The sequence below is a fragment of the Methylobacterium sp. NPDC097929 genome, assembly GCF_049543375.1.
Classification (GTDB): Bacteria; Pseudomonadota; Alphaproteobacteria; order Rhizobiales; family Beijerinckiaceae; genus Methylobacterium.
In genome coordinates this window covers 204098-230206 of record NZ_JBMVEP010000005.1, presented here as the reverse complement: position 1 = coordinate 230206, position 26109 = coordinate 204098, and the positions used below count along the sequence as shown (strand labels likewise).

The window sequence follows — 26109 nt, the reverse complement described above, 5'->3', positions numbered from 1 at the left end:
GGGCCTAGAACTTCACGTTCGGCGCGCGCTCCGAGCCCGGCGTGGAGGTGAAGGTCTCCATCGGCTTGGCCTCGGGGTAGAACCACGCGGCAATCCAGCGGCCCGGGATGGTGCGGATCTCGGTGTTGTAGGCCTGGACGGTCTGGATGTAGTCGCGCCGCGCCACCGCGATGCGGTTCTCCGTGCCTTCCAGCTGCGATTGAAGCGCCAGGAAGTTCTGGTTCGACTTCAGGTCGGGATAGGCCTCGACGGAGGCGAGCAGCCGCCCGAGCGCGCCGGAGAGCTGGTTCTGCGCGTCCTGGAACTGCTTGAACTTTTCGGGGTCGCTCACCGTGGAGGCATCGACCTGGACGCTGGTGGCCTTGGCGCGGGCCTCCGTCACCCGGGTCAGCGTCTCCTGCTCCTGCTTGGCGTAGCCCTTCACGGTCTCGACGAGGTTGGGGATCAGGTCGGCCCGGCGCTGGTACTGGTTCTGCACCTCGCTCCAGGCGGATTTCGCCTGCTCCTCCAGGCTCGGCACCCGGTTGATCGCCCCGCAGCCCGAGAGGCAGGTCGCCAGCCACAGGGCGGCCAGGGCTGAGACGATCCGCCCGAGCACCGAGCTGCGGGCTGGCGCCGCGGGGCTGAAGGAGAGGGACATGGCGGCTGGTCTCCGAGGCGAGCTTGGCGGCAAGTTTGCGACAGGAGATAGGAACCCCCGCCCGCTCCGGAAAGGGCGGCCCGGCCAATGCCGCCGACGCATCGAAGCGGTTGACAAGCCGGGCCGACCGACATGCCATGCCGGGCATGACCGACGCCCCAATCGAAATGGCCCCGACCCGCGCGCACCGCCCGCGCATCGCGATCACCTACTGCACGCAGTGCCAGTGGCTCCTGCGCGCCGCCTGGATGGCGCAGGAACTCCTTTCCACCTTCCGCGACGACATCGGCGAGGTCGCGCTGCGGCCCGGAACCGGCGGGGTGTTCGTGATCGAACTAGACGCCGAAACGATCTGGGAGCGGGTGCGCGACGGAGGCTTTCCCGACGTGAAATCGCTCAAGCAGCGCGTCCGTGATCGGCTCGATCCGGGACGCGATCTCGGGCATGTCGATCGACCGGGACGCGGGGCCTGATCGTCTCTCGGTTCCGGGCCGGCGCCGCGTCGGTCGGAGCGGGGGCGGCCTGTGACCGGGGGAATAGGTGTGGCTCCCCGAGCCGGAGGGAACAAGGACAGTTGGCACCTGCGCCTGCGCTGGGGCATGATGCGTCCGCGCCGAGCCCAAAAACTCTCCAGAGCGTGAAACGCGGGACGCCTTGATCCGACGCATGCTCTCCCGGCTCGGCCAGCGTGGCTTCTCCACGCAATTCTACCTCATCATGCTGGTGATCGCGCTGATCGGGCCCGGCCTGATCTTCACCGCGATCCTGCTGACCCGCTACGCCGCCACCGAGCGTGCCCGCTTCGAGCAGGATGCCCGGGAGAACGTGCGCGGCATCGCCCTGTCGATCGACCGCGACACCGCCGGCCTCGTCTCCGTGCTGCAGACGCTCGCGACCTCGCCGCGCATCCGGGAGGGCGAGTTCGCCAATTTCGAGAACCAGGCCCGCCTCGTGCGCGAGGCGGTCGGCCTCGATCTCGTGCTGCGCCGCCCGGACGGCCAGCAGATCGTCAACACGGCGCTCAAGCCCGGCGCGCCGCTGCCGGTCACGTCGCTGCCGATCGACCGGGAACTGATCGAGGGCGGGCAGCGCTCGATGGTCACCGGCTATCTTGCCGGAGCCAATCCGGAACACGCGCACTATGCCGTCGCGGTGCCGGTTCGGATCGACGACGCGGTCAGCTACATCCTCAGCTTCTCGGTGCCGCTGACCCGCGTCGCCGGCATCCTGTCCCGCGAGCAGGTCAAGGGATGGGTCTCCGGCGTCTCGGATCGGGACGGCGTTCTGCTGGCCCGCCTGCCGGAACTGCCGGGGTCCATCGGGCACGCCCGGCTCGCGACCCTGCGGCAGAAGGCGACGGGCACGCCCGGGGTGTGGGAGGGGCGCGACCGCGACTTCAAGCCCGTCACCGTCGTCGAGGCGCGCTCGCGGCTCAACGGCTGGACCGCCGGGGCGAGCATTCCGCACGCGCTGGTCGAGGCGCGGCTGCGGCGCTGGATCTGGGCCTTCGGCGGTTTCGGCCTCCTCGTGCTCGCGACCTCCTCGGTGCTCGCGGTGCATCTCTGGTCGCGGGTCTCGAAGCCCCTGCGCCAGCTCGCGGCGTCCGGCCCGGCGCTGGCCCGCGGGCAGGCGATCCCGCGGGTCGCCTCGCCGATCCACGAGATCCGCCGCCTCGCCGACGTACTCTCGGAGGCCTCGCTGCGGCTGCGCACCCGCAGCGAGGAGCGCGACCGGGCGCTCGCCGAGACGCAGCGCGGCCTCTCCGCCCTGCGCGAGAGCGAGGCGCGCTTCCGCCACATGGCCGATTCCGCGCCCGCCCTGATCTGGATGACCGACGAGACGGCGAAGGTTGTCTTCGCCAACATGCATTTCGACCACCTGTTCGGCCGTCCCGCCGCGGAGATGACCGGCGAGGGATGGGCAGCGATCATCCATCCGCCCGACTTGGCCGGCTTTCAGGCGCTGTTTCAGGACGCCTTCGAGAATCGCCGCCCGTTCCGGGCCGAGGTGCGGGTGATCGACCGCAACGGCGAGATCCGCTGGCTGCGCTGCGAGGGCGTGCCGCGGCTCGACGACAACGGCACCTTCCTCGGCTTCACCGGCTGCAACGTCGATGTCTCCGACGCCAAGCGGGCCGAGGAGCATCTGCGGCTGCTCATCAACGAACTGAACCACCGGGTGAAGAACACGCTGGCCACCGTCCAGTCGATCGCCATGCAGTCCCTGCGCGGTCTCGACGGGGAGGAGGCGCAGGCGGCCAAGGCCGCCTTCGAGGCCCGGCTCCTGGCGCTGGCCCGGGCGCACGATGTCCTGACCCGCGAGAGCTGGGAGGGCGCCGAGCTGAAGACCGTCGTGGCCGATGCGATCCGCCCGCTGGAGGCGGCCGACGATCAAGCCTCGCGCTTCGCGGTGTCGGGGCCTCGGCTGCGGCTCGCGCCCCGGCTCGCCCTCTCCATCGCCATGGCTCTGCACGAACTCGGCACCAACGCCGTCAAGTACGGCGCCCTCTCGCGGGAGGGGGGCAAGGTGACGATCACCTGGACCGTGCAGCGCCGGCCGGAGCTGCATCTTTCGCTGCGCTGGAGCGAGAGCGGGGGGCCGCCCGTCACGCCGCCGACGCGGCGGGGCTTCGGTTCGCGCCTGATCGAGCGCAGCCTCGCGCGGGAACTCGCCGGGACGGTGGAACTGCTCTACGAGCCGGAGGGCGTGATCTGCATCATCGAGGCGCCGGTGCCGCCGCCGGGCCTGCTCGAGCGCAAGGGCGGCACGCAGCTCGCCGCGACCAAGCCCCTGCCGCTGGCGGGTTAGCCGAACCTCCCGAAGCGCCGGCCCGCTCCGGGAGAGGGCAGCACGCTACTGGAAGGTCACCGGGTCCGGGCCGATGCGCCCGTCGGCCCGGTCGAGCCCGGCGATCGCCCCGTGGTCCTCCGCGGTGAGACGAAAGCTGAACAGGTCGATGTTCTCGTGGATGCGGGCCGGCGTCGCCGATTTCGGGATCGCCACGAAGCCGCTCTCGATGTGCCAGCGCATCACGATCTGGGCGGGGGTGCGTCCGAGGCGGTCGGCGATGCGGGCGATGACGGGCTCGTCCAGCACCTGGGCTTGACCCAGCGGGCTCCAGGCCTCGGTGACGATGCCGAGCCGGGCATGGGCTGCCCGCAGGGAATGCTGCTGGAAGCGGGGATGCAGCTCGATCTGGTTGACGGCGGGCGCGACGCCGGTCTCGGCCACGAGCCGGTCGAGCTGATCCTCGGTGAAGTTCGAGACGCCGATCGAGCGCGCACGGCCCTCCTCGCGCAAGCGGACCAGGGCGCGCCAAGTCTCGAGATAGAGGCCGCGCGCGGGGCAGGGCCAGTGGATCAGGTAGAGATCGACGCTCTCCAGGCCGAGCCGTGCGAGGCTGTCGTCGAAGGCCCGCAGCGTCGCGTCATGGCCCTGGTTGTCGTTCCAGAGCTTGGTCGTCACGAACACGTCGGAGCGCGGCACCACCGTCTCGCGCAGGCCCCGCCCGACGCCGCCCTCGTTGCCGTAGATCGCGGCGGTGTCGATCGAGCGATAGCCGCTGCCGAGCGCCGTGCCGACGAGCGCCGGCGTGTCCGCCTCCGGCATGCGCCAGACCCCGAAGCCGAGTTGAGGGATCGACCGCCCATCGTTGAGGGCGATCTGCGGGACGGGATCGGGGGATGTCATGGCCTGCCGGCTGCGGTGCACGGCCCCGGACGACGGCCGGGGCAACGGGCCGGGAGAATCTGCACGATCTTGCCTGTCGTACAGGCGCTCAGCCGAGGGGCTGGCCTGCATTTCCGTCAGGGCCCGGTCCCCGAGAGCGGTTCGAACGCACCCTGCTCGGGCGTGTTCACGAGGTGAAGGTAGGCCGGGTCGAAATCGCAGAAGGCCCGCAGGCGCGCCACGTCCGGGATGTGGAGGTGGCGATCCTTCAGCTCGATCAGACCGGCCTCGCGCAGATCGCGCAGGATGCGGCTGACGTGGATCGGTGTGATGCCGAGGATATCGGCGAGCATGGGCAGGGTCAGCGGCAGCGGACAATCGCGTGCGCCGGCGGCGCCGACGAGCTGCAGGCGCAGCAACACCTCGCAGAAGAGGTGGGCGATCCGCATGTCGGCGGGGCGCTGGCCCATGTTGGCGAGCCACTCGCGCAGGACGCTCTCGTCCACGAGCGTGGCCCACCACAGAACCCGGGCGACGCGCGAGTCGCGGAAGATCAGGGCGTCGATCTGCTTCTGCGGCACGTCGGCGATGATGCAGGCGGTCAGCGCGGCGATGTAATGGTCGGAGGTGCCGAGCACGACCGACTGGAGGTCGCAGAAATCGCCGGGCAGGAGCAGACCGAGGATCTGCCGCCGCCCATCGCTGACGAGCTTGTAGCGGAAGGCGAATCCGTCAAGGACGAGGTGGACGCCGCTTGCCCTCTCGCCGGCCCGGACGATGTCCTGCTGCGGATCGAGCGTGCGGGTCGCCCGGAACGCGTCGCCGAGCAGCCCCCGATCCCCGGCATCGAGATCCATGCCGTAGCGGAGTTTCAGAAGCAGAGGATTGACACGCGGGAGCGTGACGGTCGCGTCCATGGACGCACAACGCCGGGGGGCGCCGATCCGTGCCACGAAAAATGTTCCGGACCGCGCATTCTCGCTCGCGGTCGCGAAGCTGGAGGCGGCCCGGACCCTGCGGACCTCAGGCCGCCTTCCAGCGCCGGGCGGTGTGGTTGCCGAAGGCGCGGGCGTAGAGGTCGCAATAGTTCAGCGCCGCCCCGTCCCAGCCGAAGGAGCGGGACATGGCGCTGCGGCGCATGGTGTTGAGACGCTTCTTCTGGCCGAAGGTCTCGAAGGCGCGCCGGATCGCGGAGCCCAGTCCCCGGGGCGAAGCCTCGCCGAAGGTGAAGCCGGTGACGCCGTCCTCCACCGTGTCGTTGAGGCCGCCGGTGCGCCGCACGATCGGCAGGGAGCCGAAGCGTTGCGCATACATCTGCGCCAGCCCGCAGGGCTCGAAGCGCGAGGGCATCAGCAGGAAGTCGCTGCCGGCGAAGATGCGGCGCGCCTCGGTTTCGCGGAAGCCGACATGGACGCCGACATGGTCTGGATGGCGCCCGGCGAGATCCCGCAGCGCCTCCTCGAAGCGGCCCTCGCCCTGGCCGATCACCACGAGCTGCCCGCCCTCGGCGACGATCGACTCGGCGGCAGCGATGCTGAGGTCGATTCCCTTCTGGTGGACGAGCCGGGAGACGATGGCGAAGAGGGGGCCGCGCGAGACCGCCATTCCGAACTGCTTGCGGACCTCGTCGGCATTCGCCCGCTTGCCCTTCCAGTCGTCGGGCTCGAACCGGGTGGCGAGGTGGGGATCGGTGCGCGGGTCCCAGCTCTCGTCGATGCCGTTGAGGATGCCGGTCAGCCGGCCCTGCGCGGCGCGGGTGCGGAGCAAGCCGTCGAGGCCGCAGCCGCCCTCGGGCGTGGTGATCTCGCGGGCATAGGTCTCGCTCACCGTGGTGACGTGCGAGGCGTGGTAGATGCCGGCCTTGAGGAAGGAGAGCTGCCCGTAGAACTCCACGCCGTCCATCTGGAAGGCGTAGTCCGGTACGCCGATCCGTCCGAGATTGTCCCGGTGGAACAGGCCCTGATAGGCGAGATTGTGAATCGTCAGCACGCTCGGGCGGCGGATACCGAGCCAGGACATGTAGGCCGGCGCCAGCGCCGTCTGCCAGTCGTTGAGGTGCAGGAGGTCGGCCGACCAGAGCGGATCGAGACCGGCGGCGAGTTCCGCGGCCGCCCGGCTCAGGCGGGCGAAGCGCAGGTCGTTGTCCTCGAAGTCACCGCGCGCATCGCCGTAGGGGGTGCCGTCGCGCTCGTAGAGATCGGGGGCGATCAGGACGTAGACGCCGAGGCCGTCGGGCGTCGTGCCGTAGCCGAGTTCGCAGGCCGGTACGCTCGCGAAGGCCGCAAACCGGGCCAGCATCGTCAGGTTTTCGAGGCCGGCCAGAACCCGCGCGTAGCCCGGGATGAGCACGCGCACGTCGTAGTGGCGACGCAGCGCGCGCGGCAGGGCGCCCGCGACCTCGCCGAGGCCGCCGGTCTTCACGAAATCCGCCATTTCGGGCGTGGCATAGAGGATGCAGGGCAACAGGGCATTGCCGAGCCTGGCATCCGGATCGGTGGCAAAGGACGGGGACGGCGCCTCGGTGACCCGCGGCACACCGAGATCCACGTAAGCCATCGACCTGCCCCCAAACCGCTTCGAGGAAGCGGGTTCCGCTGCTGCTGCGCCCGGCATGAGAATGCTCCGGAAGGCGTTCTGTTCCGTTGCATCGCACAATTCAGACCAGGTTCAGGCTTTTAATTTCGCCGAAGAGCAGCGCTCACATCATGGGTTGCATGCGCTGAGCGAATGCGGTCGGTTTCGCGCTCCCGATCACCGAATTCTCGCGCCCGGGCTATGGTCGGATGCAACCGTATCAAACGGAGAGAGTGCCGAGGATGACGCCCTCGTCCGGCTTGAGACAGATGTTGCGTTGCGCAGGCTCGCCGCTGCGCCCGGCATGGGTCGAGAGCAGGACGGTCCAGGTGCTTCCGTCCTCGAGGGCCAGGTTGCGCTCCGCGCTGCCGAAATTGAGCAGAATGCGCAAGGTTGCGCCGTCCGCGATCCGCTCGAAGGCAAATACCTCCTCGGCGAGATCCGGCGACAGGCGAAGGCTGCGATAGGCGCCGACCGACAGGGCCGGGTGGTCCCGGCGCAGGGCCAGCAGCCGGCGGTACAGGGTCAGGATCGAGCGGGGATCGTCGCGCAGCTCATCGACGTTGCGTCGAGCCGCATCGGCGCTCTGCGGCAGCCAGGGCGTTCCGGCGCTGAAGCCCGCATGCGGCGCATCCTCCCACTGCATCGGCGTACGCGCCGGGTCGCGGCCGTGACCGGGCTCGTTGCGCTCCCAAGGGTCCTGCGCCTGCTCCGGCGGAACCGGGACCCGTCCAAGCCCGATCTCGTCGCCGTAATAGAGGGTCGGCGTACCGCGCAGGGTCAGGAGCAGCATCGCGGCGATCCGGGCCTGCGCCTCGCCGATGCGGGCGGCGATGCGGGGCTGATCGTGGTTGCCCAGCACCCAGTTCGGCCAGCCGCCCTCGGGCAGGGCCGCTTCGTACTCCTCCACCAGCGCCGCCACCGCGTCGGCGCGCCAGGGCGTCTGGATGAGCTGGAAGTTGAAGGGCAGGTCGGCGCCTGTCAGATCCGGACCGTAATAGGCCACCAGCCGCTCGATCGGCAGGTAGATCTCGCCGATCAGCACCCGCTCGCCGTAGGCGCGCAGCACCGCACGCATCCCCGCGATGACGTCGAGCACCTCCGGCCGGTCGCAGGAATAGACCTGCTGGAAGCGGTTGATCCCGGCTTGGTGCGGTTCGAAGTCGGCGTTCTCCGGGTTGTCGCGAAAACCCTCGTCCTTGATCAGGTGCCAGATCACATCGACGCGGAAGCCGTCCACGCCGCGCTCCAGCCAGAAGCGCAGGACATCGTGCATCGCTGCCCTGACATCGGGGTTGCGCCAGTTCAGGTCCGGCTGCTCGGGCAGGAAGGCGTGGTAGTAGTACTGGCCGGTCGCCTCGTCCCGCGTCCAGGCCGGGCCGCCGAAATTCGAGAGCCAGTTGTTGGGCGGTCCGCCATCGGGGGCGGGGTCGCGCCAGATGTACCAGTCGCGCTTGGGTGCCGCGCGGCTTGCCCGGCTCTCGGCGAACCACGGATGCTCGATCGAGCTGTGGTTGGGCACGAAGTCGAGGATCACCTTGAGCTTGCGCCGATGCGCCTCGGCGATCAGCGCGTCGAAATCCGCGAGCGTGCCGAACAGAGGGTCGACATCGCAGTAATCGGCCACGTCGTAGCCGAAATCGGCCATGGGCGAACGGTAGAAGGGCGAGATCCAGACGGCGTCGACGCCGAGCCAAGCGAGGTAGTCCAGCCGCGCCGTGATCCCGGGAAGGTCGCCGACGCCTTCGCCGTCCGTGTCCTGGAACGAGCGCGGATAGACCTGATAGACCGTCCCGCTTTGCCACCAGATCGTCTCAAAGCCGCTCGTGCCGGACATCGGACCTCCCGCGGTGACGGCTCTGCTGCCTCTCGCTACGGGGTGGGTTAGGGCCGTTCAGAAAGCCTTCAAGCGTTGCGAGGCAATTCTTGTCGCCGAGACCGATGGATGCGGCAGCGTTGTGTTGAGGAAGACACACGCATGCAGGCACGCGTCTTGCGCGGAGGATCTTCGCCTGGATGTGTCTCGACAAGTCAGGCCACCGGCAACACCATGGCCGGTGCAGGGCGACAGACCATGTCGCGGATCAGCGCGCCGCCGCCAGAAGCGGGCGAGTTCCGTGGCGAACCGACAACGTATCGGCTGCAACGAAGGGGGATACCTCGGTGCTTAACGAAGCTCTATCCGTTCCCGCCAGGGGCGATGAGGCGGATGCGTCCAACTCATCCACGACGACGAAGAAGGCTGCCGCTACCTATGTTAAGCAAGGCGTGCAAGACCGGGGCGATCTCGTAGTGGAACTGCGCGAGGACATCCGCGCGAAGCTCATCTACGCGCTCGGCAAGTCACCGGATTCGGCCCGCGAGCGCGACTGGTTCGCTGCGACCGCGCTGGCCCTGCGCGACCGGATCGTCGATGCCGGGCGAAAGGGCCAGGTCGACCGGGTGCCCGACAAGCGGGTCTACTACCTCTCGCTGGAATTCCTGATCGGCCGGCTGCTGTCGGACGCGATGAACAATCTCGGCCTCGTCGAGGCCACGAAGTCGGCCCTGCGCGACCTCGGCGTCGACCTCGCCGAGGTCGAGGGGGCCGAGCCCGACGCGGCTCTCGGCAATGGCGGCCTCGGGCGGCTCGCCGCCTGCTTCATGGAGAGCATGGCCAGCCTGTCGATCCCGGCCATGGGCTACGGCATCCGCTACGATCACGGCATCTTCCGCCAATCGCTGGAGGATGGCTGGCAGCGCGAGGCGCCGGAGACCTGGCTCGAGGAGGGCAACCCCTGGGAGTTCCCGCGGCCCGAGGCGACCTACACCATCGGCTTCGGCGGCCACGTCACCCTGTCGAGCCAGGGCGACCATCACATTCGCCGCCACTGGCATCCCGCCGAGACCGTGAAGGCGGTCGCCTACGACATCCCCGTCGTCGGCTGGCGGGGCAAGCACGTCAACGCCCTGCGCCTGTGGAAGGCGGAGTCGGACGCGCCGGTCGAACTCGCCCGCTTCAATGCCGGCGACCATGTCGGCGCCGTGGCCGGCCGCGCCCGGGCCGAGGCGATCTCGCGGGTGCTCTATCCGAGCGACTCCTCCGCGGAAGGGCAGGAGCTGCGCCTGCGCCAGGAGTTCTTCTTCACCTCCGCCTCGCTGCAGGATCTCGTGCGCCGACACGTCGCCGAACGCGGGAGTCTGCACAGCCTGCCGGATCACGCCGCGATCCAGCTCAACGACACCCACCCGGCCATCGCCGTGCCGGAGCTGATGCGCATCCTGATGGAGGATCACGACCTCACCTGGGAGGATGCGTGGCAGGTCACCTCCCACACGCTGCACTACACCAACCACACCCTGCTGCCCGAGGCGCTCGAGACTTGGCCGGTGGAACTGATGGAGCGGCTGCTGCCGCGCCACATGCAGATCATCTACCTCATCAACTGGCTGCATCTTGAGGAGCAGAGCAAGCACGCCCGGGCCGATGCGGCCGACGGGGCGGCCCATCTCGCCGCGATCTCGCTCATCGATGAGTCGAACGGCCGGCGCGTGCGCATGGGGCCGCTCGCCTTCCACGGCTCGCGCCGGGTCAACGGCGTCTCGGCGCTGCACAGCGAGCTTCTGAAATCGACCGTGTTCAAGGATCTGCACACGATCGAGCCGGAGAAGATCGTCAACAAAACCAACGGCATCACCTTCCGCCGCTGGCTGCACAACGCCAATCCCGAGCTGACGGCGCTCGCCGTCGAGGCGGCGGGCGAAGCGGTGCTCGACGATCCGACCAACCTGCTCAAGCTCGAGCCGTTCGCCGAGGACCCCGAGTTCCGCACGCGCTACGCGGCGATGCGCAAGCTCCGCAAGAAGCGGCTGGCGGCGGTCATCGCCGAGCGCACCGGCATCGCGGTCGATCCCTCGGCGCTGTTCGACGTGCAGATCAAGCGCATCCACGAGTACAAGCGCCAGCTGCTCAACCTCGTCGAGACGGTGGCGCTCTACCAAGCCATCAAGAAGGCCCCGCACAAAGATTGGACCCCGCGCGTCAAGATCTTCGCCGGAAAGGCGGCGCCGAGCTACCATCAGGCCAAGCTCATCATCAAGCTGGCTGGTGACATCGCCCGGGTCGTCAACGACGATCCGGAGATCGGCGGCCGGTTGAAGGTGGTGTTCCTGCCGAACTACTCGGTGAGTCTGGCCGAGGTGATCATCCCGGCCGCCGACCTCTCGGAGCAGATCTCGACCGCCGGCATGGAGGCCTCGGGCACGGGCAACATGAAGCTCGCGCTCAACGGTGCGCTCACCGTCGGCACGCTCGACGGCGCCAACATCGAGATCAAGGACCATGTCGGCGCCGACAACATCTTCATCTTCGGCCTCGACGCCGAGGGGGTGCTCGCGCGGGCGCAGGAACCGGACTACGCCGGCCGGGCGTGCGCCGCCTCGACCCGGCTGGCGGCGGCGCTCGACGCCATCGGCGACGGCACCTTCTCGCCCGACGATCCCGGCCGCTTCGCGCCGCTGGTCGACGAGCTGCGCCACCGCGACCGCTACCTGACCACGGTCGATTTCGAGGATTACTGGCGCGTCCAGCGCGAGATCGACGCGGCCTGGGAGCGCCCGGCCCAGTGGTGGCGCGCGGCCATCCTCAACACCGCCCGGATGGCGTGGTTCTCCTCCGACCGCTCCATGCGGGAATATGCCGAGGAGATCTGGCGGGTGAAGCTGGGCTGAGCACGCGAGCGGCGGATTCCATGGCGGGGAGTGGCAGCACTCCCCGCCCGTTCCGTTGGAAGACTCGTGAACCAAATGCATGGGTTCGTGGTGACGGATGCGGCAATCCGGCCTACGGTTGTGCTTTCAGCGCAGAGAACCGTTTCGACGCGATGAGCGGATGGCTCCCCCGGATCGCTTGGCTCTCGTGCCTGGCCTCGATGGCCGCGATGGCGCTGATCGCTCTGACCTATGGCGCCGGCATCGAAACCAAGACGATTCCGATGCAGTGGGGCATCCACGGCCGACCGACTTGGTATGCCGACAAGACGATCGGCCTATGGACCCCAATCGCATTCCTTGCCGTGATCGCTCCCGCGCTCTTCATCAAGATCAAGCAGACGTCAGGGCAGGCCGGTCCCTGGCACTGGATCGGAATGATCGCGACGTTCGGCTTCATCCTCGCCGTGTACGCTTGGCACGTCTCGGCGGTTCTGGCCTGGGCTCGGACACAAGGCTGAAGCCGAGTCTCACGCTCCCGGTTCGAGCGGGATCGGGTAGAACCGTGCGCCGGCGGCTGCGGCCAGCACCTCCACCGCGCCGAGGGTCGAGGGGCAGCCGGAGGCGTGCACCACGTCGGTGGTGCGCAGGCTCGGGATGTGGGCGGTGAGCGGGCCGGGGCGCACGTCGGGCGCCCGCTGGCGGTGGCGGTCGGCGGCCAGCGTGATGCGGGTGACGCCGGTGGCGCGCAGCCATTCGAGCGAGGGGCGCATGTAGAGGTCGAGGGGATCGCGCGCGCCCACCACGAGGCAGATCTCGCGGGCCGGTTCCACGTAGCGCGCAGCGCGGGCGATGGCCCAGATGCCGGCAAAACCCGTCTCGGCGGCGACGAGCACGAGGCGTCCGCCGCCGGGCCGGTAGGCACCGTGGCCGACGGGACCCTTCACCTTCAGCGCGAGACCGGGTGCGGGCGTGCAGCCGAACAGGGCGCCGAGATCCTCCGCGCATTCGCCGCGCAGGTGGAAGACCAGTTCGTTGAGTTCCGCCCCGCCCTCGACGCCGAGGGTGGGAGCGAGCGTGACGGGACGCCCGCCCTCGAGCGTGACGACGACCTGATCGCCGGGCTCGAAGGCGAGCCGCCGGTCCAGGGTGGCGACCACCTGCAGGACGCGCGGCGCCAACGCCGTGATCGCGTCGATGCTGCCGGTGCGCCGCGCCAGCGTCCGGGACAGCGTCTCGGACTTGCTCCTGGCCTTGGCCCCGGGCCGGATCGCGGCCGCCGGATCGGGCACGGACAGGGTGACGGCCTCCGCGCGCCGGGCGCGGGCCGGCAACCGCCGCGAGGCGGGGCCGGCGCCCTGGCCGAGCAGGCCGGTCATCGGGGCGATCACACCGTCGGCGAGGGCGGTTTCGAGAGAGGTGTCGCCGGGCGACACCCGCAGGGGCTGGCCGTTCACGACAAGCGAGCAACGAGCGCTCGTGGGAGCACGCATGGCGGCAACCCGCTCCGATCGGATCAAACAGGTTTCGGGATCAGCGCGGGTCGTGGATCAGGCGCTCGACCAGGGCGGCCCAGCGCGCGCGCACGGCCCGCGCCTCCTCGCCCAGCGTCTCGGGCTCGGAGAGGCCGAGGCTGGCCCGCAGGGCCTCGCTCTCCCGGCGCTCGGCGGCCAGTGCCGCCTTCATCATCATCACTTCGAGGCGCAGGCGCGCGAGGTCGTCCGCGGCCTCCTCCGGCTCGTCCGCGGCCGGCGGCGCTTCCACCACGGCGAGGTGCGGCTGCGCGGCGCCGCTGAGCTGCGCCTGGATCGGGCGGGTCATGAGGCGCCGCATCGCGCTGCCGGTGGGGGCCGGGCTCCTGCGTCTCGTCGCCTCGATCATCGTCCATCCTCGGGCAGGCCGGATCGCCGACGGGCGTCCCGGATACTTGGGATGGACCTTCCCTCAACATGGTTAAGGGAGATTTAAGCGGATCCTCGACGCTCCTGCCCCGGCGCGGGATCGGCTCGCGTCAGGCGGCCTCGGGTGCGGCGCCTACGAGCTGGCGGGCCTGGAGCATCGTCATCGGCTCGCCGAAGGCCGCGCCTTGCGCGTAGTCGCAGCCGAGTTCCTGTAGCGCCTGCGCGTCCTCCTCCGATTCCGCCCCCTCGGCGATGGTGGCAAGACCGAGTTCCTGCCCCATCCGCAGGATCGAGCGCAGCATGGCGGTCCGGCCCTGGCCCAGCTGGCGCACGAAGGTCTGGTCGATCTTGATCGTGTCGAAGGGGAAGCGCTGGAGGTAGGAGATCGCCGAGTAGCCGGTGCCGAAATCGTCGAGGACGAGGCCGGCGCCGAGGTCGTGGATGCGCGCCAGCATCTGGGCCGCGTATTCGGGGTTCTCCATCACCAGCCCCTCGGTCATCTCCAGCTTGAGCGAGCCGGGCAGGACGCCGGTGCGGGCGATGACGGTCTTCACGTCGTGAAGGAGGTCGTGGCGCAGGAGCTGGCGCGAGGAGACGTTGACCGAGGCGAAGATCGGCGGCTCGACGTCGAGCGAGCGCTGCCAAGCGGCGAGTTCGAGCGCCGTGCGCTCGATCGCGAAGTTGCCGAGCGGGACGACCACGCCCGTCTCCTCGGCCACCGGCATGAAGGTCGCGGGCGGGATGCGCCCGAGCTTGGGATGATCCCAGCGCAGCAGCGTCTCGAAGCCCGCCACCGTGCGGTCCTCGAGCCGGACGATGGGCTGGAACAGCACCTTGATCTCGTTGCGCTCCAGCGCCTTGCGCAGGTCCGCCTCCAGCATGAGCCGGTCGGAGCGCTCGACGCGCATGTTGGCGCGGAACACCTCGATGCGGTCGCCGCCGCCGCGCTTGGCCTGGATCATGGCCATCTCGGCGTTCTTGAACACCTCGTCGCGCCGCGCCGGCCCGGTGCCCTGGCTGCCGCCCTGCGCCGCCTCGTGCAGGGCGATGCCGATGGAGACGGTGAGGAACACCTCGCGGTCGGCGTAGGTCACCGGCGTGGCGATGGCGCGCCGGATCATCTCGGCGAAGGACAGGATGCGGTCGGGCTCCCGCTCCGAGAGCAGGATCACGGCGAATTCGTCGCCCGCCACCCGGGCCAGGGTGTCCTGCGGGCGCAGCAGCCGGCCGAGCCGGCGCGAGAGGGTGAGCAGGATCGAGTCGCCCGCCGAGAGGCCGATGGCGTCGTTGATCGCCTTGAACCGGTCGATGTCCAGCGCGATCACCGCGGGCTTGAGGCGCGGGTCCTGGCTCGCCAGCGCCAGCGCGGCCTCCAGACGGTCGTGGAACAGCTCGCGGTTGGGCAGGCCGGTGAGGCTGTCGTGCACGGCGTCGTGCAGCAGCCGCTCCTCGGCGGTCTTGGCCTCGGTCACGTCGCTGATGGTGCCGACGATGCGGATCACCTCGCCGTCGGTGCCGATCACGGGCCGCGCCTTCAGCCGGTACCAGGCGTAGGGGCCGTCGGCCGAGCGCAGGCGGAAATCGTGGAGGATGCGTCCGCGCCGCTCCTCGATCACCGTGTCGAGGGCCGCCGAGTAGCGCTCCACGTCGAACGGGTGGAGCAGGCCGAGCCAGTTCGCCGCCGGCCCTTCGAGGGTACCGCGCTTGAGCCCGAGCTGAGCCTCGATCTCGGGGCCGGCGAAGACCCGGTCGCCGGGTACGTCCCAGTCGAACACGATGTCGCCCGCCCCCGTGAGTGCCAGCGCCCGGCGCTCGGTATCGGACACGAGGCTGTGGCTCAGGCCCCCGCCCGCGAAGGCGTGCTGCATCACCGTGAAGCCGATCAGCATGACGATGAGCACGAGCCCGCCGATGAGGGCCGGCTGCACGAGGTCGGAGCCGATCTGGCCCGTGATGGCAAAGCCGGCCGCCACCACCCAGAACAGAAGCAGCAGCCACGTCGGCACGAGCAGGATCGCCCGGTCGTAGCCGTTATGGACGGCGAGATAGAGGATCAGGAGCAGGCCGACGCCCGCCACCGCGGCGATCGAGATGCGCGCCACGCCCGCCGCCACGGGCGGATCGAATACGGCAAGCCCGACGAGGCCGGCGAGGAAGGTCAGCCAGAAGAAGGCGACGTGGCTGTAGCGCACGTGCCAGCGCGACAGGTTGAGGTAGGCGAACAGGAAGACGAGCAGGGTGGCGCCGAGCACGGCTTCGGCCGAGGCGCGGTAGATCCGCTCCGCCTGCTCCGCGACGGGGAAGATCCGCTGCAGGAAGCCGAAATCGATGCAGGCATAGGCCAGCACAGCCCAGGAGAGCGCGGCCGCGGCGGGGAAGATGATCGCGCCCTTCACCACGAAGATGATGGTGAGGAACAGCGCCAGCAGCCCGGCGATGCCGATGATGATGCCCTTGTAGAGGGTGAGCCCCGAGGTCTTCTTGCGATAGGCGTCCTGGTCCCAAAGGTAGACCTGCGGGATGTTGGGCCCCTTCAACTCGGCGACGTAGGTGACCGTGGTGCCCGGATCGATGGTGATCAGGAACTGGTCGGCCTCCAGGCTCTCGTCGCGCTCGGGCCGGATGCCCTCGCTCGCGGTGATCGCGGCGATGCGCGAGCCGCCGAGATCGGGCCAGATCACGCCCGAGCCGACGAGGCGGAAATGCGGGGCCACCAGCAGCCGGTCGATCTGCTCGTCGGTGTCGTTGGTGAGCGCGAACACCATCCAATCGGGCCGCGCCCCCGCCTCGCGGGCCTTGACCGCGATGCGCCGGACGATGCCGTCCTTGCCCGGCGCCGTGGAGATCTGGATCATTTCGCCGTCCGAGCGGTAGCGCTCGATCGTCGGCGTGAGATCGATGGCGGGCGCGTCGAGGGTGACGCGCACGGCTTCGACCGCGCGGGCGGGAACGGCGGTCCCGAGCAGGGCGGCCAGGGAGCCGGCCACGACCGTCAGGAACGCGAGGACCAGTGAGAGCGTGCGCAACGGGCGTTTCTTGACAACCGGCTTGAGCGGTAGGGCGAGCGGCCAAGTCGTATCGGCGGCATCCTGCCCCCGCAAGGCGACCCGGCCGGAGCGGGCGGCGCACCCACCGTTCTTTCGGCCCGCCGCCCGACGCGGATCGCGTGGCTTTGCGGCCAAAACAAGTTGGGATCGTCCGATCGAGCCCGGCGCGGCCTCGCTTGAGCTGAGGAGGGCGGCTAGAGCGGAGAGCATGCAAACGATCGGAACACGCCGTCTCGAAGCCTTCCCGGCGAGCGGAAGGGCCGTTTCGCGGCTTGCGGCGGCCCGATGACCGTCGCCCCTCTCCTCGCCGCGCCGCTGGCGGCGCTGCTGTCCGCCGGGCTGATCGTCCTGCTGAAGCCGCTGCTGCAGCGCTACGCCCTGGCCCGGCCGAACGCCCGCTCCAGCCACCGGGTGCCGACGCCCCAGGGCGGCGGGATCGCCATCATCGCCGCCGCGCTCGCCGCCGCCGCCCTCCTGGCCGTGCCGACGGGGATCGGTCCCGGCTCGGCCGAACTGGCGGTGCTGGCGCTCGCCGTCCTCGTGCTGGCCGCGACCGGCGCCGTCGACGACATCCGTCCGCTGCCGGCCTCGCTCCGGCTCGTGATCCAGGCGGGCGCCGTGGCCGCGGTCGTGCTCGCCACCGGGGGACGGCTCCTGCCCGAGGCGCCGCTCTGGCTGGAGCGCGGCCTCGCGATCCTGGCCGGGCTCTGGTTCGTCAACCTCGTGAACTTCATGGACGGGCTCGACTGGATGACGCTGGCCGAGTTCGTGCCGCCGGTCGCCTTCCTCCTCGCACTCGGGCTCGCCGGCCTCTACGCCCCCGCCCCGACGCTGGTGGCCGGCGCCCTGCTCGGCGGGCTGCTCGGCTTCGCGCCCTTCAACCGCCCGGTGGCGCGGCTGTTCATGGGCGATGTCGGCTCGCTGCCGGTGGGCCTGATCGTGGCGTGGCTGCTCTACCGGCTCGCGGGGGAGGGTGGATTGGCGGCCGCGCTGATCCTGCCGCTCTATCCCGTCACCGACGCGACGCTCACCCTGCTGTGGCGCCTGCGCCGGGGCGAGGCCGTCTGGCAGGCCCATCGCAGCCACTTCTATCAGGTCGCCACCGTCCACGGTTTCTCCGTCCTCGGCGTGGTGGGACGCGTCTTCGCGCTCCAGAGCGCGCTGGCGCTGCTCGCGGCCGCGACCTTGCTTTGGCCGCACCCCGCGGTCACGCTCTCCTGCCTCGGCCTCTCGGCGGGGGGCGTCGGGTGGCTGCTGCGCCGGTTCGCGAGGGGGCGGCCGGGCGGTGCATGAGGGGGATGGGCGGGTGACCGGAAAGCTGATCGCGCTGACGGGAGCGACGGGCTTCATCGGCCGCCACCTGCTGCGGACGCTCTCGGCCCGGGGCTACCGCGTGCGGGTGCTGCTGCGCCGGCCCGTGGAGGTGCCCGAGGGCGCGAGCGGCGCCGTGGTGGGCGATCTGGCCCGGCCGATGAACATGGCCGCCGCGCTCAGCGGGGTCGATGCCGTGGTGCATTCGGCGGGCCTCGCTCACGCCATGTCCGGTGCGCCGGAGGACGATTTTCGCAATTCGAACACCGAGGCGACGCGCAAGCTGGCCGAGGCCGCGCAGCGGGCGCGGGTCGGCCGCTTCGTCTTCCTCTCCTCGATCCGGGCGCAGACCGGTTCGAGCGCACCCCTGCCTCTGTCCGAGGCGGACGCCCCCGCCCCGACCGACGCCTACGGCCGCTCGAAGCTCGCCGCGGAGGAGGCGCTGGCCGAGATCGGGCTCGATTGGGTCGCCCTGCGCCCGGTGCTGGTCTACGGCGCCGGGGTGAAGGGCAACATGGCGGCGCTCCTCAAGCTGGCGCGGACGCCCTATCCGCTGCCGCTGGCGAGCCTGCGGGGCCGGCGCTCCCTGGTCTCGGTCGAGAGTCTGGCCGCTGCCGTGGCCACGGTGCTGGAGGCCCCTGCGCCTGTGGCCCGGCCGCTGATCGTGGCCGATCCCGACCCGCTGACGCTACCCGAGATGCTGACCGCACTCCGCTCCGGTCTCGGCCGCGGCCCCGGCCTGCTGCCCTGTCCGACCCCGCTGATCGGGCTCGCCTGCCGCGCCGCCGGCCGGGAGGCCGCCTTCGAGCGCCTGACCGGCTCCCTCGTGGCCCGGGCCGAGGGTCTGGCGGCGCTGGGTTGGCGGCCGGCGCAGACCTCGCGCGACGGCCTCGCGGTGCTGGCGCGGACCGGGGGCTGAGGCCGCCGCGCTCAGGCCGTCCTGCTCAGGCCGCCTTGAGGGCGCGCGCGGCCTCCAAGGCGCCGGTCAGCGCCCGCTCGCGCGCTTCGGAGCCCAGGGCGATGCCCTCGGCGACGATGAATTCCGGCGCCGTGATGCCGATGAAGGCGAGCACCGTGCGCAGATAGGTTTCGGCATGTTCCGCTGCGGCCGCCGGCGTGCCGGGTCCGTAGAGGCCGCCGCGGGCGAGTGCCACGATCACGCGCTTGGAGCCCGCGAGCCCTTCGGCGCCTGATGGCCCGTAGCGGAAGGTGACGCCTGCCACGAGGATTCGGTCGATCCAGGCCTTGAGCTGGCTCGACAGGGTGAAGTTGTAGAGCGGCGCGCCGATCACCACGATGTCAGCGGCGAGGAACTCGTCGAGCGCCTGTCGGCCGAGATCGACATCGTGCTGAATATCGGGCGTGTTCGTGGCGTTCGGCTGCGCTCCTGTGAGGACGGCGCCCGAGAGGTGGGGAAGGGGCGCCCGCGCGAGGTCGCGGTAGGCGACGGCGAGACCGGGATTCTCGGATCTCAGGCGATCCACGATGGCGGCGGACACCGTCCGGCTCACGGAATGGGCGCCTAGAATGCTGCCGTCGACGTGCAGAAGCTTCATGTTTGATCCTCGGTATCAGAAATGAACCGAGGCGCTATAGATAACCACTGTCATCGCCGCGCAAGGAGGCACATTCTTGGAACCCGGGCACATCGAGGGAACCGAGGCGTCGCATCCCGACCACCGTACCGGACAGGATTGCCGCCTCGTCGGTACGGTCCTGGCGCGGATCGGCGACAAGTGGAGCGTGCTCGTCGTGATGATGCTCGCTGACGGACCGAGGCGCTTCAACGAGCTGAAACGGATGATCGGCGGCATCTCGCAGCGGATGCTCACCTTCACGCTGCGCGGGCTGGAGCGCGACGGCCTCGTCACGCGCACGATCTTCCCGACGATTCCGCCGCGGGTCGATTACGAACTGACCGAACTTGGCCGCTCCCTCAAGGAGCCGATCCAGGCGCTCGGCGCTTGGGCCTTCGCGCATCTGCCGGAGATTCAGGAAGCCCGCGCCCGCTTCGACGGCCGCGACGGCAAGGCGGGCTGAGCGTCAGGCCGGGGTCGCCGCTGCGGTCTCGGCGCGTGGCGCGAGGCTCGCGGGCTCCGCGTTCGGCACGGCGCCGGCCCGGTGGCGGAAGTCCGGGATCGCTTCCTCGAACACCGCCTCCGCCGCCGCACGATCTCCCGCCGCGACAGCCTCGCGCAGGCGGCCGATCCAGCCCTCCAGCACCGCGCGGTCGGCGAAGACGGGCTTGGCCGCCATGACGCCGTCGATGCCGGCGAGCGTCACCCGCGGCTCTTCCTTCGCGAACAGGATCTCGTTGAGCCGCTCGCCCGGCCGCGCCCCGGTGACCTGAATCTCGATCTCCTCGCCGGGCTCGAAGCCGGCGAGCCGGATCATGCGCTCGGCGAGATCGCGGATGCGCACGGGCTGGCCCATCTTGAGCACGTAGACGGCCGCGCGCTGCTCGCCGGTGTCGCCGCGCCCTTCCGCGTCGGCGTGGGACGCGGCGGTGAGCACGAGGTCGGAGGCCTCGCGCACGGTCATGAAGTAGCGCACCATCTCGGCATGCGTTACGGTCACGGGACCGCCGCGGGCGATCTGCGCCTTGAACACCGGCACCACCGAGCCCGCCGAGCCCAGCACGTTGCCGAAGCGCACGGCGATCAGCCGGGTCGCCTCCGGGTCGGCGCGCTCCGCGTCCAGCGCGGTTTCATGGTCGAGAGCTTGCGCCACCATCTCGGCGAAGCGCTTGGTGACGCCGAGCTGCGAGACCGGCTCGATCGCCTTGTCGGTCGAGATCATCACCAGAGCCCGGGCGCCGGCCGCCACGGTCGCGTCGGCCACGTTGATCGAGCCGAACACGTTGGTCTTGATGCCCTCGGCCCAGTCGCGTTCGAGGTAGGGCACCTGCTTGAGCGCGGCGGCGTGGAAGACGTAGGTCGGCCGGAAGTCGCGCAGGATGGCGTGCAGCCGCTCGCGGTCGCGGATGTCGGCGAGCGCGCCCTCGACCTCGGCCTCGGCGTGCAGGAGGGCCGAGCCGTTGAGCACCGCGTGGAGCGCCGGCTCGGAATTCTCAATGACGAGCAGCGCCGCAGCGCCGAAGGCGACCGCCCGGGCGCAGATTTCGGAGCCGATCGAGCCGCCCCCGCCCGTCACGACGACCCGGGCGCCGGCAAGGAAGCGCTCGAGGCGCGGCCGATCGATGGCGACGGTCGGTCGGAGCAGCAGATCCTCGATCTCGAGCGGCGCGAGTTCGGCGTCGCGCATGCCCTCGCCGAGGCTGGTGACGCGGGCGAGCGGCAGGCCGAGCCGCCGGGCGCGGGCGATCAGGTCGTCGGGCTCGGATTCGGGCGCCAGCGCGCTCGGCGTCGCCACGAGCCGGCGCACGGGCAGACCGCGGCCCGCCAAGTCGGCGACCACCTGTTCGAGGTCGCGAAACCCGCCGAGGACGGGCACGCCGCGCATCATCTGGCCCGCTTCGTCGGCTCGCGGCGAGAGGATGCCCTTGGGTGAGAGCCGCTTGACCGAACCGGATTCGATGGCCCGCAACACGATCTCGATGTCGCTGCCGCGCCCCAGCAGCAATGTCGGGGTGGTGGCCGTGCGGGCCCGGCTCTGGCGGGAGCGGGCGTATTTCAGGTAGCGGAAGGCCAGCCGCGGGCCGCCGAGCAGAAAGATCTGCAGCACCCAGTAGAGGATGATGGCGACCTTGCCGAAGAAGTAGAATCCGTAGAGGTTCGAGGAGACCAGCACGTAGTCGAGCACGAGCAGCGTCAGCGCGGTGACGCTCGCGGCGCGCACGATGCCGGCCAGGTCCGGCAGCGAGGCGAAGCGCCACTTCGTGCGGTAGAGCTTGAACCAGGCGTAGATCAGCCCGGTATAGATCAGGAAGGGCGGCAGCAGCAGCGGGAGGGCGTGCAGGCGCTCGGCCAGCGCCCCGTCCTGGAAGCGGAAGACGAAGGTCAGCACCACGGCCGCCGCGGTGGCGGCGAGATCGAGGACGACCATCGCCGCCGTCTTGAGGGTGCGCTTCTGCATGGTGCTTCGTGTCAGAGCATCCGCCCGAACGAGGGAGACCGGTTCTCGGTGAGAGCCCGCTCGGGCGCAGGCGTGTCGGCGCCGCTCTGGGCCATGTCTCCGGGCGCTGTCAACGCGACCGCGACGCGGCGGTCTTCACCGTGCCGCGCGCACCGCCTTGGTCAGCGCCCCATCCGCATCGCCCAGATCCGGGGCGTCGATGTGGCGGTAACGGGCCTGGATCAGGCCGAAAGCACCGAAGGCGAAGTGGCCGGCGGCGACGATGGCGAGCAACACCCAGCCGTAAGGTTGCGCCCTGAGGGCCGAGAAGGCGCCCGAGAGGCCCGTGGCCTCGGAGGAGGCTTGCGTCCATGCGGCGGTGAGCACGAAGCCGCCGATCATCAGGAAGACGAGGCCCCGCGCCGCGTAGCCGAACCGGCCGAGACGATCGGCCCAGGCTTCCGAGCCGGCCGGGAGCGAGAGGCGCTCCGTGACGTTGCCCTTCCAGGCCTTGGCGGCGTAGCCGATCCCTGCCGAGACGATGCCGAGCCCGACGAGCCCGACGAGCCAGGGGCCCAGCGGCTGGTCGAGCAGCCACTTGGTCCAGTCCCGCACCCCGTCGCCGCCCGCGGAGGCGCGGCCGATGCCGAAGGCGAGGCGGCCAGCGGTGAGGGCGAGGCCGGCATAGATCACGGCGCTGACGAGGTGGGCGCCCCGTACGGCCAGGGCCTTGGGCGAGCGCCCGCGCCGGTCGGCATCGGTCGCCCCCTCGACGAGACGCCACAGAGCGAAGCCCGCGAGGCCGAGCGCGATCAGACCGACGACGATAACGCCGAACGGACCGCCGAGCACGGCGCGGATCGCGGATTTGCTGTCGCCAGCCGAGCCGCCCTGCCCGAAGGCGGCGAGCACGGCGAGCGTGCCCACGACGCAGTAGACGAAGCCGCGGGCGCCGTAGCCGAAGCGGGCGAGGTGTTCGAGGGCGTTGTCGTTCCGGCTCCAGGCCATGCGGGTCAATCGCGCTCGCGCGCCGGCTTGCCGGCGAGCGCCACGTAGAAGCCGAGCCCGTCCTCCGCGGGCAGGGTCTGGAGCCTTTCGATCCAGCCGCGCCGCTTGGCATCGAGGAGCTGGCGCCCGATCGGCTGGAACAGGGTCTCGCCGCCGCCGTCCGGCGGCGGATCGAGCCGGATCGCCACGGTCTTGCCCCTGGCAAAGCGGCTGCGCTCCAGCATGTCGGTCAGCGAGGCTTCGGCCGTCGGGCGGTTGGCCCCGCGCAGGTCGAGCACGGATTCCGCGTCGGTGACCCCGAGCGAGCCGCGCAGCTTGTTGGCGTAGAAGTCTTCGAAATGAGGCAAGGCCGGATCCGCGCGGGTTCGTCGTCTAGAAGGCGATGTCGTCGTAGATCTCGGCAACGGCCAGGGCGCCGCCGAGTTCGGGCAGGTCGATCGTGCCGTCGAGGCCGCAGGCCTCGAACGCCCATCCGCCATCGGCACTGCGCCGCCAGAGTTCGACCCGCGGCTCGTCCTGATAGACGATCAGGAAGAGCTTGAGCGAGGCGATGCTGCGATAGAAGTCGGTCTTGCGGCCGCGATCCCGGCTCATGGTCGAGGGTGAGAGCACCTCCGCGACGAGGACCGGATCGCGAGCATAGCCGTCCCGCAGCGGCGCCCCGCAGCGCAGGACCACGTCGGGAATCGGCGCGAAGGTGTCCATCGCGTCGCTCAACACCGCGATACCGGGAATGGCGCGGCAACCGCGATCGCGTCCGAAGGGCCTGAGGTGCCGGACGAGGTTCGCCACGATCTGCTGGTGCCGCTCGCTCTGCGGCGCCATCAGCGAGGGCTCGCCGTCGATCAGTTCCCAGGGCTCCTCGTCCGGCCGGTCGGCGACCCAGACCTGATATTCCGCCACCTGCATGCCGGGGTCACGCCGAAGGGCGAGCGCCATCGAGAGGCCTCCGAAAACGATCTCGATGCTAGCACTGCCCGGGAGCCAGGCAAGCGGCGTGCGATGCGTGGTCAGAGGGTGAGGCGCGCGTAGACCTCCGCGACGGACAGCGCACCGCCGAGTTCGGGAAGGTCGATGACGTCGCCGGCACCGGCGACCTGAACGGTCCAGTCCGGAGCCCGGCGCCAGACCTCCACCCGCGCTTCGGTCTGATGCACGAGCAGGAGCACGGCGAGCGACGGGACGGTCTGATAGAACTCGGTCTTGCGTCCCCGATCGAGCACGAGCGTGGAGGGCGAGAGAACTTCCGCCACGAGCAGAGGATCGCCGGTGTAGCCGTCCTCCGGCGGTTCGCCGCATTGCACCACCACGTCGGGAATCGGCGCGTAATCGTCCATGACCTCGCTCAGGATCGCGAGGCCCGGATAGGCGCCGCAGCCCCGGTGCTCGGCGAGGTCGTCGAGATGTTTGACGAGATTGGTGACGATGCGCTGATGTCGGCCCTTGGCGGGTGACATCATCACCGGCACGCCGTCGATCAACTCCCAGCGCTCGTCGTCCGGCCGTGTTGCGGTCCAATCCCGATAAGCGGCGACCCGCATGCGCGTGTCACGGCGTGCTGGCACGGCCATCGATCAGCCTCCGGTGCGAAGGCGCGGATCGTAACAAAAAAGGGCCGCCCCGGACAGGGCGGCCCTCATGAGGCTTTGCGATGGAATGGCCTCAGCCGTGCACGAGCACGTTGCGGAACTGCCAGGGGTCGCTCGGGTCGATGTCCTCCGGGAACAGGCCCGGGCGGTCGGTCAGCGGGGTCCAGTCGGTGTACACGCCCACCACCGGGCCGAGATACGGCGTCTGCACTTCCAGGCAGCGGCGGAAGTCGATCTCGTCCGCCTCGACGATGCCGGCCTCCGGGTTCTCCAGCGCCCAGACCATGCCGGCCAGAACCGCCGAGGTCACCTGAAGGCCCGTCGCGTTCTGGTAGGGTGCGATCCGCCGCGTCTCTTCGATCGAGAGCTGCGAGCCGTACCAGTAGGCGTTCTTCTTGTGCCCATAGAGCAGCACGCCGAGTTCATCGATGCCGTCGACGATCTCGTTCTCGTCGAGGATGTGCTGGCGCTCCTGCACCTTGCCGGCATTGCCCCACATCTCGTGCAGCGAGAGCACGGCGTCGTTGGCCGGGTGATAGGCGTAGTGGCAGGTCGGGCGGTAGACCGCCTCGCCGTTCTCACGGACCGTGTAGTAGTCCGCGATCGAGATCGCCTCGTTGTGGGTCACCAGAAAGCCGAACTGCGCCTGGGCGGTCGGGGTCCAGGAACGCACGCGGGTGTCGGCGCCGGGCTGGAGCAGGAAGATCGCGCAGCGCGAGCCCTTGGTCTGCTCCTGGGCATTGGCGGGCTTCCAGGTCTCGTGCGTGCCCCAGCCGAGCTCGGCCGGCTGGTTGCCCTCGGAGACGAAGCCCTCGACCGACCAGGTGTTGACGAACACGCCCTGGGGCTTGGGGTTCTTGGCGCGCTGGGTGTCGCGCTCGGCGATGTGGACGCCCTTGACGCCGAGTTCGCGCATCAACGCGGCCCATTCCTCGCGGGTCTTCGGCTCCGGCGTGGTCGAGCCGGTGTCCCCCGCGACGTTCAGGAGCGCCTGCTTGACGAACCACGAGACCATGCCGGGATTGGCACCGCAGCACGACACCGCCGTCGGGCCGCCGGGCGCGGCGCGGCGGGCGGCGAGGATGTTCTCGCGCAGCGCGTAGTTGGTGCGGTCGGCCTGGCTCAGGTCCTTGTCGAAGTAGAAGCCGGTCCAGGGCTCGGCGACGGTGTCGATGTAGAGCGCGCCGAGTTCGCGGCAGAGTTCGAGGATGTCGCGCGAGGAGGTGTCGACCGACAGGTTCACGCAGAAGCCCTGGCCGCCGCCCTCGGTGAGGAGGGGCGTGAGGACGTCGCGATAGTTCTCCTTGGTCAGCGCGACCTTCTCGAAGCGCAGGCCGTGCTTGTCGGCCAGATCCTTATGCGTATCGACCGGATCGATCACGGTGAAGCGGGCGCGGTCATACTCGAAATGGCGCTCGATCAGGGGCAGGGTGCCCCGGCCGATCGAGCCGAAACCGATCATCACGATCGGGCCGGTGATGCGACCGTGGACGGGCCAATCCTTCTGCGGGCCATCGGACATGCGCGGACACTCCTTGTCGGGGCTGCTCTTTGCTTGAGAGCGGGTGATTGGTGTTTGGAAGTGACGAGCGGATGACGGTTCGGCGTCGGCCGGTCAACCGGTTGCTCGGGGAGAGAATTGCAAAAACGTGAAGATCGCCCGGTCC

Annotated in this window: 22 protein-coding genes; 7 read left to right on the top strand and 15 right to left on the bottom strand. The window is 70.0% G+C overall.

Annotated features, from left to right (window positions below; translation table 11 throughout):
• Nucleotides 1-4: 4 nt before the first annotated feature.
• Nucleotides 5-640, bottom strand: coding sequence for a LemA family protein (locus tag ACPCJR_RS15115; RefSeq protein ID WP_391513848.1), 636 nt, complete (start codon nt 638-640; stop codon nt 5-7).
• A 146-nt stretch (nt 641-786) separates the two neighbouring features.
• Here ACPCJR_RS15115 and ACPCJR_RS15110 point away from each other — a divergent pair, with 146 nt between their 5' ends.
• Complete coding sequence (locus tag ACPCJR_RS15110; RefSeq protein ID WP_391514071.1) at nt 787-1113, top strand: SelT/SelW/SelH family protein; 327 nt, start codon at nt 787-789, stop codon at nt 1111-1113.
• Nucleotides 1114-1306: 193 nt separating this feature from the next.
• Entirely contained in the window at nt 1307-3448 is a 2142-nt protein-coding gene (locus ACPCJR_RS15105) for a sensor histidine kinase (protein ID WP_391513850.1), read from the top strand.
• 45 nt (nt 3449-3493) lie between these two features.
• Here the strand turns inward: ACPCJR_RS15105 and ACPCJR_RS15100 are convergent, their stop codons facing one another.
• The 4 genes from ACPCJR_RS15100 to ACPCJR_RS15085 all read right to left on the bottom strand — a co-directional run bounded on the left by ACPCJR_RS15100 (nt 3494) and on the right by ACPCJR_RS15085 (nt 8720).
• Nucleotides 3494-4330 (bottom strand): aldo/keto reductase, encoded by an 837-nt coding sequence (locus ACPCJR_RS15100; protein ID WP_391513852.1) that lies wholly within the window; start codon nt 4328-4330, stop codon nt 3494-3496.
• Nucleotides 4331-4446: 116 nt separating this feature from the next.
• Nucleotides 4447-5226, bottom strand: a complete 780-nt coding sequence (locus ACPCJR_RS15095; RefSeq protein WP_391513854.1) for a Crp/Fnr family transcriptional regulator — start codon at nt 5224-5226, stop codon at nt 4447-4449.
• 106 nt (nt 5227-5332) lie between these two features.
• A complete protein-coding gene (gene glgA / locus ACPCJR_RS15090; protein WP_391513856.1) occupies nt 5333-6865 on the bottom strand; it encodes a glycogen synthase GlgA in 1533 nt (510 codons plus the stop codon).
• Nucleotides 6866-7103: 238 nt separating this feature from the next.
• Nucleotides 7104-8720 (bottom strand): alpha-amylase family glycosyl hydrolase, encoded by a 1617-nt coding sequence (locus tag ACPCJR_RS15085; RefSeq protein ID WP_391513858.1) that lies wholly within the window; start codon nt 8718-8720, stop codon nt 7104-7106.
• Nucleotides 8721-9046: 326 nt separating this feature from the next.
• Between ACPCJR_RS15085 and ACPCJR_RS15080 the strand changes: the two genes are divergently transcribed.
• Both ACPCJR_RS15080 and ACPCJR_RS15075 read left to right on the top strand, forming a co-directional pair.
• Nucleotides 9047-11593: a glycogen/starch/alpha-glucan phosphorylase gene (locus tag ACPCJR_RS15080; protein WP_391513860.1), complete on the top strand. Its 2547-nt coding sequence runs from the start codon at nt 9047-9049 to the stop codon at nt 11591-11593.
• 209 nt (nt 11594-11802) lie between these two features.
• The gene (locus ACPCJR_RS15075) at nt 11803-12093 is read left to right on the top strand and encodes a hypothetical protein (protein ID WP_391513862.1); all 291 of its coding nucleotides are present in this window, start codon (nt 11803-11805) and stop codon (nt 12091-12093) included.
• Between the two features lie 9 nt (nt 12094-12102).
• On the opposite strand, the gene ACPCJR_RS15070 is transcribed toward ACPCJR_RS15075, so the two are convergent.
• The 3 genes from ACPCJR_RS15070 to ACPCJR_RS15060 all read right to left on the bottom strand — a co-directional run bounded on the left by ACPCJR_RS15070 (nt 12103) and on the right by ACPCJR_RS15060 (nt 16499).
• Nucleotides 12103-13065 carry a ferredoxin--NAD(+) reductase gene (locus ACPCJR_RS15070; protein WP_391513864.1) on the bottom strand — a complete coding sequence of 321 codons (963 nt, stop codon included), beginning with the start codon at nt 13063-13065 and terminating at the stop codon, nt 12103-12105.
• Nucleotides 13066-13105: 40 nt separating this feature from the next.
• Entirely contained in the window at nt 13106-13393 is a 288-nt protein-coding gene (locus ACPCJR_RS15065; protein WP_391513866.1) for a hypothetical protein, read from the bottom strand.
• 190 nt (nt 13394-13583) lie between these two features.
• Entirely contained in the window at nt 13584-16499 is a 2916-nt protein-coding gene (locus ACPCJR_RS15060; protein WP_110352529.1) for an EAL domain-containing protein, read from the bottom strand.
• Nucleotides 16500-16805: 306 nt separating this feature from the next.
• Here ACPCJR_RS15060 and ACPCJR_RS15055 point away from each other — a divergent pair, with 306 nt between their 5' ends.
• Complete coding sequence (locus tag ACPCJR_RS15055) at nt 16806-17813, top strand: glycosyl transferase (RefSeq protein ID WP_391513867.1); 1008 nt, start codon at nt 16806-16808, stop codon at nt 17811-17813.
• Nucleotides 17814-17826: 13 nt separating this feature from the next.
• On the top strand, nt 17827-18750 hold the full coding sequence (locus ACPCJR_RS15050; protein ID WP_391513869.1) for an NAD-dependent epimerase/dehydratase family protein: 924 nt from the start codon (nt 17827-17829) through the stop codon (nt 18748-18750).
• Between the two features lie 25 nt (nt 18751-18775).
• Here the strand turns inward: ACPCJR_RS15050 and ACPCJR_RS15045 are convergent, their stop codons facing one another.
• Complete coding sequence (locus ACPCJR_RS15045; protein WP_391513871.1) at nt 18776-19387, bottom strand: FMN-dependent NADH-azoreductase; 612 nt, start codon at nt 19385-19387, stop codon at nt 18776-18778.
• 76 nt (nt 19388-19463) lie between these two features.
• Here ACPCJR_RS15045 and ACPCJR_RS15040 point away from each other — a divergent pair, with 76 nt between their 5' ends.
• The gene (locus ACPCJR_RS15040; protein WP_391513873.1) at nt 19464-19871 is read left to right on the top strand and encodes a winged helix-turn-helix transcriptional regulator; all 408 of its coding nucleotides are present in this window, start codon (nt 19464-19466) and stop codon (nt 19869-19871) included.
• Between the two features lie 3 nt (nt 19872-19874).
• On the opposite strand, the gene ACPCJR_RS15035 is transcribed toward ACPCJR_RS15040, so the two are convergent.
• From ACPCJR_RS15035 to ACPCJR_RS15010, 6 genes are all read right to left on the bottom strand, one after another.
• Complete coding sequence (locus tag ACPCJR_RS15035; RefSeq protein WP_391513874.1) at nt 19875-21866, bottom strand: SDR family NAD(P)-dependent oxidoreductase; 1992 nt, start codon at nt 21864-21866, stop codon at nt 19875-19877.
• A gap of 135 nt (nt 21867-22001) precedes the next feature.
• Entirely contained in the window at nt 22002-22853 is an 852-nt protein-coding gene (locus ACPCJR_RS15030) for a DUF1206 domain-containing protein (protein ID WP_391513876.1), read from the bottom strand.
• A 5-nt stretch (nt 22854-22858) separates the two neighbouring features.
• A complete protein-coding gene (locus ACPCJR_RS15025; protein WP_391513878.1) occupies nt 22859-23200 on the bottom strand; it encodes a hypothetical protein in 342 nt (113 codons plus the stop codon).
• 25 nt (nt 23201-23225) lie between these two features.
• Nucleotides 23226-23792: a Uma2 family endonuclease gene (locus tag ACPCJR_RS15020; RefSeq protein WP_391513880.1), complete on the bottom strand. Its 567-nt coding sequence runs from the start codon at nt 23790-23792 to the stop codon at nt 23226-23228.
• A gap of 71 nt (nt 23793-23863) precedes the next feature.
• A complete protein-coding gene (locus tag ACPCJR_RS15015) occupies nt 23864-24424 on the bottom strand; it encodes a Uma2 family endonuclease (protein WP_391513882.1) in 561 nt (186 codons plus the stop codon).
• A gap of 91 nt (nt 24425-24515) precedes the next feature.
• Nucleotides 24516-25964 carry a homospermidine synthase gene (locus tag ACPCJR_RS15010; RefSeq protein WP_391513884.1) on the bottom strand — a complete coding sequence of 483 codons (1449 nt, stop codon included), beginning with the start codon at nt 25962-25964 and terminating at the stop codon, nt 24516-24518.
• Nucleotides 25965-26109: the final 145 nt, after the last annotated feature.